Raw genomic sequence first — 12,805 nt, forward strand, 5'->3', positions numbered from 1 at the left:
GTTGCGACGTGAGTCAGAGAACCTCGATCTTCTTCAACCACCGGATGGCATCGTCCATCCACCAATCTGTATCCGCGCCCTGCTTCCGAACGCCGAACGCATGCCCGCCGGTCTCGTAGAGATTGACCTGAACATCAACGCCGACCTTGCGCAGTTCGCGTGCATACACTTCGGAGTAGTAATACGGATCCGTGGGATCGTCCTTGGCGTGTACCAGCAGTGTCGTTGGTACATCCTTTGATACGACCACGTCGGTGTTGAGTTCCTGTGCGGCAACAGCCTTGGGCGTCTTGTTCTTGTGCTCCATGGTCAGGTGCCCCGGGTAGACCGGTATTGCGAAATCCGGCCGGATGCTGACGTGGTCGGCTTCGTCAATGGGGGCATACACGCGCGATTTGAATGCCGTGCTGGACAGCACCGCAAGGTTTCCACCGGCCGAGAAGCCCATGACGCCGATCTTGGCGGGGTCCAGGTCGTACCTGGCAGCGTTGAACCTGACCAGTGAGAGGGCCCGCTGTGCGTCCTGCAGGGCCATCGGCACGTTGGGTTGCTCATGCCGCTTGGTTTCCTTGTTCCAGTTGCAGCCGGTGTTCGGAACGCGGTACTTCACGAGGATGCAGGTGATACCGGCATCGGTCAGCCACTTGCAGACATCTGACCCGTAGAGCCCAAGCGTGCTCTGGGGTCCGATCGCCACCGACTTGTAGCCGCCGCCGGGGAAAACGAGGATGGCCGCATGCACTGAAGGTGCTTTCTGGGGGCGATAGACAAGGAAAGACGGATGGGTGATTGCATTCCTTTCCTTGGCAAGCTCCCGGATGCCGACTTTCAGGACTTGGGAATCTTCCGGCCACAGCGGGACTTCTTCGGAGAAAGTCGTCTCAGCGGCGGAACTTACATGGGTACAAGCCAACAGCAGGAGTGCAGCCAGCGCGGCAAGGCGGGTCATGCGCATTCGGCCACGACGCTACGGATCACCGATACAGTCCGATCAATGGCTTCGCGGTCGATCTGCCAGTGGGTCACCAGTCGCATCTTGCCGCCGTACGCCCCGTTGGCCCGGATGCCTGCAGTTTCCAGGGCCTCCATCATGCGAGGCATGTCTACCCCGTCCGGCAGCGCGAACCACACCATGTTGATGTGGACGTCATCCATGTCGACGTTGATACCCGGCACTTCGGACAGCTGCTCAGCCAGGTACTTTGCATTGTCGTGATCCACATCCAGCCGCTGGGTCATTTCGGTAAGTGCAAGGATGCCCGGCGCGGCGATGACGCCTGCTTGGCGCCATCCGCCTCCCAGCAGTTTCCGGTTGTAGCGGGCGCGTTTGATGAAGGCGGCCGGGCCAGCCAGGATGGAGCCGACCGGTGCGGCCAGGCCCTTGGAGAGGCAGCACATCACCGTGTCGACATGCTGGGTGATCGCTTTCACGTCGCACCCCAGGTAGGTGGCGGCGTTGAAGACGCGTGCACCATCCAGGTGGATGGGAACGCTGTGCTTCCGGGCGAGGGTTGCTGTGGCTTCCATCGTCGCCAACGGGATTACACGGCCGTTGCCGTGCGCGTTCTCAAGGCAGATCAGCCCCGTCCGCGGGATGTGGATGTCCTCTCCTACCCGGATGCGGGATTCGATCTCGCTGGGCTCCAACAGCCCCTGCCTGCTGGCGATCGTGCGCATCTGTACACCGCTGATCACGGCCGCAGCGCCGTTTTCGTGCCAGACCAGGTGCGAGTCATCGCCCGCGATCACTTCATCGCCACGTCGGCAATGGGTGAACACGGCCAGCTGGTTGCCGAAAACGCCGGTTGGCACGAACAGTGCGTCTTCCTTGCCGAGCATGTCGGCTGCGAGGCGCTCGAGCTGGATGACGGTGGGATCGTCCAGATAGACGTCGTCCCCCACTTCGGCGGTGGCCATGGCCTGGCGCATTGCGGGCGTGGGCTGGGTGACGGTGTCGCTGCGCAGGTCAATCCACTGCATCTGGGAACTCGCTGAGTGTGGGCGGTAACGGGCCCGGAGGGCCATTTCCCCATTCTAGATCATGCCCCGGCCTTGTCGTGGCAGCGCGGGTATCAGCAGTTCCGACGATGAGAAGATGTCGCTGATGCAGTTCAGCCCGATGCCGTCATGGCGGAACTGGGCGATGGCTGGCTTCTCTTTGTCCTGATCATCGTTGGTCAGGAACAGCCGGATCGTGTGTCCCGCCTTGAACCGATAGGCGTTGGGAACGATGGGAATGCGATACGAAACTCTCTCGCCGACCGGCACCGCATCGTAATTGCGGCACGGCAGCCAGGGCGCACCGATTCGTGACGCGCGCTCGTCGACCTCGCGCAACCCTGCCCGCAGGTAGCCTTGGGTGACATTGACGACGTTTCCTGTGGCATCCACGTCCTGCAGGCAGACGATCCAGGCCACGTCAGGCGCGCTGCATGCCGCATCCAGCTTCAACTCGATGTCGCCGGCCATGTCCAGGTCGTGGGTCAGCGGTGGGGTGTTCCACACCAGCCTGTCCGGCGGGTCGGTCTCACTGGGGCGGATCCGATTCATGCCGGTGCCGAGCGTCATCATGCGGCGGGCCCCCTCACTGCCCTCCCCTCCCATGACGCCGTCGGCGCCCAGTCGCAAGGCGCTGTGGACCGTCTGCGCAGGCGGCCAGGTGTCAGAGGCGCGCCATTCGGGGTCGCCTTCAAGGATGTAGCGGACACGCGGACCTTCCAGGATGCCGGTGTCCTGCCCCTTCAGCCAGTGATCGAACCATGCCAGCGCTTCAACATGCAGACTTTCCCACGGCCAGGACAGCCCAAATTCGCCCATCATCGCCACCTGCACGTGCGGGCTGCTCGTGAGCCGGTCCAGCGCCCAGAACGTGTGCGGCAGGTGCAGTGAGACGTTCCCCCAGTCGCAGCCGAGGTAGGTGGGAATGGTGACGCGATCAAGCAGCGGCAGGATGTCCCGGTCGTCCCACCACGCATCCTTGTAAGGGTGCTCGACCAGCGCGGCGCGCCAAAGGTCATCCCAGGGATAGGAAGGGTGCGGAAGGTTCAGCAGCACCTTGAGGCCGGCGATCATCGCTTCGCCGTTGAAGTGCTCGAAACGTTTGTGCACCGCAGGCATGCGCAATGCCTTGCTGGCGGCCTGGACCAGTCTGGAGCGGAAGACGTTGTCGCCCTTGGTCGAGGTCATCCCGATCATGGCGAGGAACGGCGTAAGGAAGCCGGTGGACCCCAGCCCGTGATGGGTGCAGGACTCGTAGAAGTCGTAGGTGCCGGCAATGGGCATGATCGCCTTCAGGTGCGGTGGCTGCTCGACGGCCGCGGCCATCTGCGTGCCGGCAAAGTAGCTGATGCCCACCATGCCGATGTTGCCGTCCGACCAGGGCTGCGCTGCCGCCCACTCCACCAGGTCGTACAGGTCACGGCGCTCCTGGCTGTCCGAGAAGGTGTAGGTACCGCCTGAGCCACCGGTACCCCGAAGATTGGCGATGACATGCACGTAGCCACGCGGGACGAAGAAGTCCGACTGTCCTGCCTCGATGAAACCCAGCGGGGCGCCGCTGTTCTGCAGTTGGCGGGCATAGGGAGACGCGGCGATCAGCACGGGATAGCGACCTGGGGTGCTGGGCCGGTAGACGTCGACCATGAGGTCGGTGCCGTCGCGTACCGTGGCGGGGACGTCGTCCTCGCGGACCACCTCGTGGGTGGGCTGGGAGAGGTTTCGGTAGGTGCGCCCGGTGGTCTGCGGGCCGTTGAGTTGGCGCTGGCCGGGGTCGATTCCAGAAGCGGAGAGGTTCATAAAGCGGAGCCGTTGTGGTGTTCCGCTAGTGTGGTGCGCGGCGCAACGGGACTCTTGATGCAGGTCAAGCCATGTCACGTCTGCGTACTTGCAGAGTTAGGCGGTCGTGAAATTCCTCACTGAATAGCGGCTTGTGCTGGGGCCGTGCGCAATGTCTGTCCTCCACCTGCATCCAAACGCTGACTTGCCCCGTAGCTATGAGGGCACACCGTTGTGCGCTCGAGATCAGAGGACATACACATGTACAACTCAATTCGGCGTTTGGCTATGGCTTCGTGCATTGCAGCTGCCTGTCTGGTAACCGTCGGCGCTTCAGCTGCCGAGAACCCGATGGTGGGTGGCGCGGCCATGTACCCCACCAAGACCATCGTGGAGAATGCTTCAGCGGCAAAGAATCTCACTACGCTGGTAGCGGCCGTCAAGGCCGCTGGGCTCGCAGAGACCCTGTCAGGAGCTGGGCCTTTCACCGTGTTCGCTCCTACCAATGATGCGTTTGCGAAGCTGCCGAAAGGCACGGTAGACACGCTTCTTAAGCCTGAAAACAAGGCGAAACTCACCAAAATTCTGACCTACCACGTAGTTCCTGGTACGCATTCCGCTGCAGAGCTTACTGCTGCCGCCAAGAAGGGTGGCATGGCAAGCATGCTGACCACGGTTCAGGGCGAGAAGCTTACGGTCAAGGTTTCCGAGGGCAAGGTCTGGGTAGTGGACGCCATGGGCGGCAAGGCGGCTGTGACTACTGCGGATGTAGGGCAGTCGAATGGTGTGGTGCACGTGATCGATACGGTTTTGATGCCCAAGTAGTCGGGCTCGGGCGGGGGCGGCTTTGGCCCCCTGCCCCTTTTATGCGGCCGGCCGTCTGTTGGACGGCCGGCGCTGTTCAGCCAGGCAGGGCCGGGCTCTACCGCTGGGCAGAGCCCGGCTCTACGTCAGGATGCTGCGGGGATCTTGATGGACTTTACGTTCACGAATTCCTTCAAGCCTTCCGGGCCGTGCTCGCGGCCGTAGCCTGAGGCCTTTACGCCACCGAATGGGAGCGCCGGGGATGCCACGTCGAAGGTGTTGATGAACACCATGCCGGTGTCGAAGTACTTGGTGGCCAGTTCGCGGGCGCGCTTTGTATCGCGGCTGAAGATGCCGCCGCCCAGACCGTAACGGCTGTCGTTGGCGATGCGAAGCGCATCGTCGTCGTCCTTGGCGCGGATGATGGCTGCTGCAGGGCCGAACAACTCGTCTTCGTACGCTACCTGTCCCGGCGCCACATCCGCCAGTACCGTGGCCGGATAGAACCAGCCGGTGCGGTCTGGGACGTTGCCACCTACGACGAGGCGCGCGCCTTGGGATACGCTTTTGGTCACCTGCTCGTGCAGCTTGTCGCGCTGGGGCTTGGAGACCATTGGGCCCAATTGGGTCTCTGCCTTGTTCGGGTCGCCCATCTGCACGGCTTCGAACTTCTTTGCGTACGCACTGACGAACGCGTCATAGTTCTTTTGGGTCACGATGAAGCGCTTGGCATTGACGCAGGTCTGTCCATTGTTGAACAGGCGTCCTTTGACGCAGGTCTCCACAGCCAGATCAAGGTCGGCGTCATCCAGAACCAGATAGGCGTCGTTGGAGCCCAGCTCCAGCACAGTCTTCTTCAGTGCTTCGCCGGCCAGGGCCGCCACGGTCTTGCCTGCAGCTTCGCTGCCGGTCAGTGTTACCGCGCGCACCAGGTCATTCTTGACGATATCGTTGGATTGGTCGTGACTGATCAACAGCACGCCGAACAGGCCCTTCGGCAGCCCGGCACCTTCGTAGATGTCACGCAACAGCAGCCCGCTGCCGGTGCAGCTCTCCGCGTGCTTGAGCAGCACGCCATTACCCGCCATCAAGCTGGCAATGGAGTATCGGATCGCCTGGTATGCCGGAAAGTTCCAGGGCTGGATGCCGTAAACCACGCCGATGGGGCAATGTGTAACGATGCCGGTGGCACCTTCGACGTCGCGCTCCTCATCGGCAAGGACCGAGGGGCCTTGCTTGGCGGTGTATTCGCAGATGGCTGCGCAGAGCTCCACCTCGGTGCGGCTGTCTTCGATGAGCTTGCCGACTTCGTCCGTCATTAGTTGAGCGAACTCTTCCTTGCGCTCGCGAAGTGCCTTTGCGATGGCGCCGACGACCTTGGCCCGCTCGTCCAGGCTGCGCAGGCGCCATTGCAGGAAGGCTTCGTGGCTGGCCTTCACCGTGGCAGCGGCCTCGGCGTCGGACATGTAGGCGTAGGTGGCGAGAACGTCCTCGGTAAGCGGGTTGATCGTGGTCAGTTGCTTCTTGGACATGGAATGGGATCCTCTACTGCATGGGGGAGAGCGATCCGTTGATGATCGTTACCTCGCGGTTCCCATGCGGTGAATTCCATGACGCTGTGCCTCACTGAGGATTCACGGCGCGCTCTCTGTGGTGCGCGAGAACTCCATGATCCAGTTGGTTTCCCATGTTGCGCCGCTGTCGTCTGACATCGCCTGTTCCCAGCGGGCACTGACCGGCGTGATCTGCGACCAGAGGAATCGGATCAGTACGGGGCGGCCAGCCTCCCTGTCGCTACCGTTGAAGGTGCCCTCGCCGTTCTTGAACGTACCGGTGAGCGGGTCGCCGAGGTCGGGACTGCGGCCATCAATCCAACGGATGGACCAGGTGCGGGTGATCGGATCGAACAGGCGCAGGGTGCAGGCGAGGTAGGTTTCGCCCGGCAGGTTGAGCACGTTCTCGTCGAAGTTGCCGAGACCACCGAGGATCAGTTTGGCGGACATGGTGCCGTTGAAGGTGATCCAGTGGGTGTCGCCTACGAGGCGTTTGGATAGGCGGTGGTGCGTTACGTTCCAGTTGCCGATCAGGAAGTTGAAGTCCTCTGGGGTTGAGGTTGAGGCAGCGGGCTGCTCGTTCCTTTCGGTGGGCATCGCACATTCTCCTTGTTCGGGTCAGGTAGGCGGAATCTGCTGGTGAAATGCGCGCGTCTTCGATCCTGGGTCATGCGTTACCGGAGTGACCGGGGTTATCGGCGGTCGTCTGTCGACCGACCCTACCGATGCGTTCGGCGTCCTGTTGCCATCGTAGCTCCATGGTCAGTTCCTGGCGTTCGCCGGGAGCCAGGCGATTTGGCTGTACGGTGAACGCGTCGGGTGGGCCAGTCTGGGGCTCTACGCAGGTGGCGTGGGCGGCCGCGTCGTAGACGACCCAGTGATTGGTGTTGGCGCTGATGCGCAGGTGCTGGCCGGCTGATATCAGCATCACATCCGCGTGGTTTATGAAGCAGTCGTCCCAGGGGCCAGGTGTCGGCACTACGCATGGGAGTGTGGCGATTCCCTCCTCGTCCTGCGGGTACATGGCGTCGGGGGCAAAGATCAGCTGGTCGGGCTTGCGGAACCAGGGGTGCCAGCCGAGTACGGCTGGCATGGCGTTACGGTCTGCCTGTACCTCGAGGTGCAGTTCAAGTCCGTCGGGCCGTAGGCGGACTATCTGCGTTGCTTTGCCACCGAATGGCCAGTAGTCGTCCTGGGGGAGCTTCAGCGAGAGCGTGGCTGTGTCGGCTTCGAGGCTGTCCATCTGCCAGGGGCGCGTGAACCCTACTCCGTGGATGGCGTGCCCGCCGAAGTTGGTGGGCAGTACATAGGGCTTGCCGTCGAAGTCGAAACGGCCATGCCGGATGCGCCCTGCCCATGGCACCATCGGGTAGCAGCCCCAGGCGATGGCTGCTGCGCCGCCCTCTTCTTCGCTTACCAGCCAGTCCACGCCGTCGTAGCGGATCTGGGCGATGCGTCCCCCGGCCTCGGGCGCCAGTGTCACTTCCAGCTTGCCCGATTTCAGTCGGTGCAGGCGACCAGCCGCCAGCGGCGCCAGCGCGTCGTCGATCGGCAATGAAGTCTCAGGCGCCATAGGGATCGATCGTCCTGATGCTGCCATCCGGCTCCATATGCAGTGGCGTGCACTTGACCGAGCGCAGGTGGGTCACGCCGCCTGACAGCAGGGAGTCGTGGTAGAAGAGATACCACTGCCCTTCAACCTCGCAGATGGAATGGTGGGTGGTCCAGCCCACTACCGGCTTTAGGATCACGCCAGCATAGGTAAACGGTCCGTATGGGTTGTCGCTCACCGCGTAGCACAGCAGGTGGGTGTTGCCGGTGGAGTACGAGAGGTAATACCGGCCGTTGTACTTGTGCAGCCACGGGCCTTCGAAGAAGCGGCGTTCGTGGTCGTCGGCACGGAGCGGCTGCCCGTGCCCGTCCAGGATCAGCACTTCGCGGGTGGGCTCCGCCAGCTGGGTCATGCCGGGTTCGAGCCGCCCTACCCTCGGGCCCAATGCGGGTGCGTCGCCGGTGGGCTCCTCATTCGCTGCGTCGTACCGGTTGTCACGGTACTTCTGCAGTTGGCCGCCCCAGATGCCGCCGAAGTACAGGTAATGTGCGCCGTCGTCGTCCTCGAACACTGCGGGGTCGATGGAGTACGTGCCCGCCATGGGTTCGGGATCGGCGGTGAACGGCCCTTCCGGTCGATCAGCCATCGCTACGCCAATTCGGAAAATGCCCTGTGCGTCCTTGGCCGGGAAGTACAGGTAGTAGCGCCCATCGCGGGTCGCTGCATCCGGCGCCCACATCTGCTGTGCTGCCCACGGAACATCGCGCACATGCAACGCCATTCCGCAGTCGGTGGCCTCGCCCTGTGGCGAGTCCATCCGCAGTACATGGTAGTCCTCCATGCCGAAATGGCCGCCGTCATCATCGAACGGGGCGCCGGCGTCGATGTCGTGCGAGGGGTAGATGTACAGCCTGCCCTCGAACACGTGCGCGGAGGGATCGGCGGTGTAGATATGCGACACCAGCGGCTGGGAAATGGCGTGTGCGGCCAGGCGTGCCAGATCGTTTCCATTGCGCCGTTGCAGCAGGTCCTGCTCGATCCGGGTTTCCATGCGCTTGTCGATCTTGTAGAGGAACAGCAGTGCTACGGCGAGCAGGAACGGAATCGAGCAGTACAGGCTTACGGTCAGGCGGATGCCGTCCACCACGCCGTCCGGCTGCTGGGCGGCGCCGGCCTGATAGCCGTAGTGCGCCAGGATGCCCGCCACCAGTGCGCCGCCAATGCTGAGGCCGATCTTCAGGCCGCATAGCATGGCGGAGAATATGATGGCGGTGGCCCGCCTGTTGTTCTTCCATTCGGAGTAGTCGGCCACGTCGGCGATCATCGCCCACAGCAGCGGGATGGTGATGCCGTAGAAGAAGCCGTGCAGCATGAAGGAGACGAAGGCCACTGCCACTGCCGTGGGCGGGAACAGGTAGAACACCAGCAGGAACACGGTGCAGACGAACAGCGCCGCGCCGAACACATCGCGCTTGCCGAAGCGGTCGGCCAACCGGCGCGAGACGCCGATGCCCAGGATCATGCAGAGGATGCCGCAGGCGTTGAACAGGCTGAAGGCGGAGGTGGCCGGGTCCTTCGGCCAGGTGAAGCCGGAAAGCCCCCAGCTGCTGAGCACGGCGTTCAGGCCTCCAATGAAACGGTTGAAACCGGAACCGTCGAGGAACGCGGCCAGCGCCGGTTCGCTCATGTAGTACTGGAAGTAGTAGATGTAGGTGCCGCCCTTCAGTGCGAGGTTCATGAACACCAGGATGGTGAGCGCCAGCATCACCTGCCAGGGGCGGTTGTGCAGCAGGTCCTTCAAGTCCTGCCCTACGCCGGCGGTCTGCTCCTTGGCGGGAACGATGCGCTCGCGGGTGGTGGCGAAGGTGATGAGGAAAAACACCGTGCCTACCACCGCAAACACCGTCATCACCCGTTCGAAGCCAAGTACGCGGTCGCCGTCGCCCAGGATCAGCACCAGCGGCAACAGGAGTACCTGGATGATGAACTGCGCGATCATCACCGCCACGAAACGGTAGGCAGACAGGCTGTTGCGCTGGTCCATGTTGCCGGTGAGGACGCCGCTCAACGCCGAGTACGGCAGGTTGTTGGCGGCGTAGACCAGCATCAGCAGGCCGTACGTGGTCAGGGCATAGACCACCTTGCCGCGTTCGCCCAGGTCCGGGGTGCTGAACGCGAGCAGCGAGAGCACGCCGAATGGAACAGCGGTCCACAGGATCCACGGCCGGAACTTGCCCCAGCGGCTGGTGGTGCGGTCGGCGGCGATGCCGATCAGCGGAGTGAATACGAAGGCGCCCAGCAGGCCGACCACGAAGATGACCGTGGCCGCTGTGGCAGGCGGCAAGCGGTACACGTCGGTGTAGAAGAACGCCAGGTAGGTGATCAGCGTCTGGAAGATCAGATTGGCTGCAAGGTCGCCCAGGCTGTAGCCGAGCTTCTCCCGTACCGACAGGGTGTGATCAGTCACGTTTTGCCTCCACGGTGAAACGTCCCTGCACGCGGGCGTCGGCACTGCTGCCGCCTATCCGTACCTCGTACGCACCCGGAGGGACCACATACGCGCCACGCACTTCATCGTACTGGCGAAGGGCCTGGCGGGCGTCCAGGTCGAAGGCCACGTTCTGCCGCTCGCCCGCGCCCAGATGCACGCGCTGGAAGCCATGCAACGACTGCACCGCATCGCCCGGTGCGGCATCCGCCCGGCGCACGTACAGCTGCACCACTTCGTCGCCGTCGCGCTTGCCGGTGTTGGCCACTTCAACCTGCACTTTGAGGCGACCATCGGCGGCGATGCGCGGCGCATCGAGGTGGAGCTTTCCATAGCCAAAGCTGGTGTACGACAGGCCATGGCCGAATGGATACAGCGGGGTGCCGCGGAAGTAGCGGTAGGTGCGGCCTTCCATCGCGTAGTCGTCGAAGGCTGGCATCTTCTGGTCTGCGGTGTAGAACGTGACCGGCAGGCGTCCACCGGGGTTGTAATCGCCAAACAGGGCCTCGCCCACGGCGGTGCCGCCGCGCTGGCCGGGGTACCAGCCCATCAGGATCGCGGACAGGTTGGCCTGGGCCCACTCCACCGCCATCGCCGAGCCACCCGTCAGCACCATCACCACCGGCTTGCCCGTCTGCTTGAGCGCTTCCAGCAGCTTGCGCTGGGTGGCGGGCAGGCGCAGGTCGGTGCGGTCGCCGCCGGCGAAGCCCGGGTAGTTGACCTTCATTTCCTCGCCTTCAACGTCGCCGGTCAGGCCGCCAACGAACACCACCACGTCGGCGCTGCGAGCTGCGTCCAACGCCTCCTCGAACGGCGGTTTGGCGCCGGGCATGCGCCAGCCCAGGCGCACGCCGGCGTCGCGCTCGGCGTCGAAGTATTCGAGCTTCAGGTCGTAGGCGCGGCCGGCCTGCAGGTCCAGGTCCACGCCATCGCTGCGCATGCGGTCGCTGGGGGTCCAGTGGTCCAGCACGCGCTTGCCGTCCACGTACAGGCGGAAGCCGTCGTCGGCGGCGGCCTCGATCCGGTAGCGACCCGAGGCCGGCGGCAGCAGCTGGCCGCTCCAGCGGATGCTGAAGTTGTCGTTCGGCACGCCCTGCCCCGGACCCGCTTCGCCGCGCGCCATCAGGTTGTCGGTGGGCGAGCCGCGGTCCCAACCGAACCCGATCTGGGCGTCGGTGCGGACCAGTGCCGGGGTGCCTGCCAGATCGGCGGTGCGGAAGTACTCGCCGCGCAGGCCGCGCTCGGGGGAGTCGGCCGAGGGCCGCAGGTACGCGGCCTCGATCAAGGGGGTTGCGTTGGGATCGTCGCGACCTTCCACCAGGTCCACGCCACGCGCGTAACGCACGTCCACGCCCTTGGCCGCGTCACGGATGCCCTGCAGGATCGTGACCGGTGCGGCGGGCGTGCCGAAGTAGTTGCCGAGCAGGGCCATGGTGTCGTCGGCGGTCGGGCCGACCACGGCAATGCGCTTGAGGTCACGCGAGAGCGGCAGCACGCCGTCGTTCTTCAGCAGCACCAGCGATTCCTGGGCCGCTTTCAACGCCAAAGCGTCATGCGCGGGCGCCTGGTTCACCGAGGCCGGAATCCGCGCGTAGGCGACGCGCTCCGGCGGGTCGAACATGCCCAGCCGCATGCGCGCGGTGAACAGGCGGGTCACGGCGTCGTCGATCTCGGCTTCGCTGATCAGCCCCTGCTTAACCGCGGCGGGCAGTGTGGCGTACTCCTGGCCACACTCCAGCTCGGTGCCGTTCTTTACCGCCAGCGCGGCGGCCGCTTCGCGGGTCGGCACGATTTTGTGATGCTTCCAGATGTCGACGATGGCCCAGCAGTCGGACACCACGTAGCCCTTGAAGCCCCATTCGTCGCGCAGGGTGTCGCGCAGAAGGAACTTGCTGGCGCTGGCGGACTCGCCGTAGACGCGGTTGTAGGCGCCCATGACCGCGTCCACCTGCCCCTCCTTCACCAGCGCTTCGAACGCCGGCAGGTAGGTGTCGTACAGATCGCGTTTGCTGGGCTTGGCGTCGAAGTGGTGGCGGTCGGCTTCCGGGCCGCTGTGCACGGCGAAGTGCTTGGCGGTGGCGTCGAGCTTGCGATATACCGGGTCATCGCCCTGCAGGCCATGCACGAACGCCACGCCCATGCGCGCGGTGAGGTACGGGTCTTCGCCGTAGGTTTCCTGGCCACGGCCCCAGCGCGGGTCGCGGAAGATGTTGATGTTGGGCGACCAGAAGGTCAGGCCCTGGTAGCGGCCATGCTGGCCGTCGCGCACGAATTGGTGGTGCTTGGCGCGCGCTTCGTCGCTGATGGTGGTGGCCACCTGCCCCACCAGCGGCACGTCGAAGGTGGCGGCCAGGCCAATGGCCTGCGGGAACACGGTGGCCTGCCCCGCCCGCGCGACGCCGTGCAGGCCCTCGCTCCACCAGTCGTAGGCGGGCACGCCCAGGCGCTCGATGGCCGGCGCCCCGTTCTGCATCTGGGCGGCCTTTTCCTCCAGCGTCATCTGCGCAACCAGCGCGGCCGCACGGGTTTCGAAGCTGGCGGAGGAGTCCAGCCACGGCTTCGTGTCTGCGGCATGGGTGGCGGTGGCGGCCGCGATGGCGGCGCACAAGGCAAGCGTGCGGAGGTAAGGCATGC

Annotated in this window: 9 protein-coding genes and 1 pseudogene; 1 reads left to right on the top strand and 9 read right to left on the bottom strand. The window is 64.2% G+C overall.

Annotated elements, in window-relative coordinates:
- Positions 1-13 precede the first annotated feature (13 nt).
- Genes RYM47_RS03075 through RYM47_RS03085 form a run of 3 tightly spaced genes read right to left on the bottom strand, consistent with a single transcriptional unit; the run spans position 14 to position 3,795 of the window.
- A complete protein-coding gene (locus tag RYM47_RS03075; protein ID WP_315386006.1) occupies positions 14-949 on the bottom strand; it encodes an alpha/beta hydrolase in 936 nt (311 codons plus the stop codon).
- Complete coding sequence (gene ltaE, locus RYM47_RS03080) at positions 946-2,025, bottom strand: low-specificity L-threonine aldolase (RefSeq protein WP_315386007.1); 1,080 nt, start codon at positions 2,023-2,025, stop codon at positions 946-948. Before ltaE ends, RYM47_RS03075 begins: the two co-directional genes overlap by 4 nt.
- Positions 2,026-2,034: 9 nt before the next feature.
- The gene (locus RYM47_RS03085; RefSeq protein WP_315386009.1) at positions 2,035-3,795 is read right to left on the bottom strand and encodes a CocE/NonD family hydrolase; all 1,761 of its coding nucleotides are present in this window, start codon (positions 3,793-3,795) and stop codon (positions 2,035-2,037) included.
- A 240-nt stretch (positions 3,796-4,035) separates the two neighbouring features.
- Here RYM47_RS03085 and RYM47_RS03090 point away from each other — a divergent pair, with 240 nt between their 5' ends.
- Positions 4,036-4,599: a fasciclin domain-containing protein gene (locus tag RYM47_RS03090; protein ID WP_315386011.1), complete on the top strand. Its 564-nt coding sequence runs from the start codon at positions 4,036-4,038 to the stop codon at positions 4,597-4,599.
- Positions 4,600-4,724: 125 nt separating this feature from the next.
- Here the strand turns inward: RYM47_RS03090 and RYM47_RS03095 are convergent, their stop codons facing one another.
- The 6 genes and pseudogenes from RYM47_RS03095 to RYM47_RS03120 form a co-directional block, all read right to left on the bottom strand.
- Complete coding sequence (locus tag RYM47_RS03095) at positions 4,725-6,110, bottom strand: NAD-dependent succinate-semialdehyde dehydrogenase (protein ID WP_315386012.1); 1,386 nt, start codon at positions 6,108-6,110, stop codon at positions 4,725-4,727.
- A gap of 102 nt (positions 6,111-6,212) precedes the next feature.
- Positions 6,213-6,728: a hypothetical protein gene (locus tag RYM47_RS03100; RefSeq protein WP_315386013.1), complete on the bottom strand. Its 516-nt coding sequence runs from the start codon at positions 6,726-6,728 to the stop codon at positions 6,213-6,215.
- A gap of 70 nt (positions 6,729-6,798) precedes the next feature.
- Positions 6,799-7,704, bottom strand: a complete 906-nt coding sequence (locus RYM47_RS03105; protein ID WP_315386014.1) for an aldose epimerase — start codon at positions 7,702-7,704, stop codon at positions 6,799-6,801.
- The gene (locus RYM47_RS03110) at positions 7,694-8,734 is read right to left on the bottom strand and encodes a glycoside hydrolase family 43 protein (RefSeq protein WP_315386277.1); all 1,041 of its coding nucleotides are present in this window, start codon (positions 8,732-8,734) and stop codon (positions 7,694-7,696) included. The genes RYM47_RS03105 and RYM47_RS03110 overlap by 11 nt, the downstream gene beginning before the upstream one ends.
- A pseudogene (locus RYM47_RS03115) lies at positions 8,708-10,150 on the bottom strand (MFS transporter); the annotation flags it as partial. The pseudogene RYM47_RS03115 and the gene RYM47_RS03110, both read right to left, overlap by 27 nt.
- Positions 10,143-12,803 (bottom strand): glycoside hydrolase family 3 C-terminal domain-containing protein, encoded by a 2,661-nt coding sequence (locus tag RYM47_RS03120; protein ID WP_315386016.1) that lies wholly within the window; start codon positions 12,801-12,803, stop codon positions 10,143-10,145. The pseudogene RYM47_RS03115 and the gene RYM47_RS03120, both read right to left, overlap by 8 nt.
- Between the last annotated feature and the right edge of the window lie 2 nt (positions 12,804-12,805).

The organism is uncultured Stenotrophomonas sp. (assembly GCF_963519125.1).
In the GTDB taxonomy this organism is placed as follows: Bacteria; Pseudomonadota; Gammaproteobacteria; order Xanthomonadales; family Xanthomonadaceae; genus Stenotrophomonas.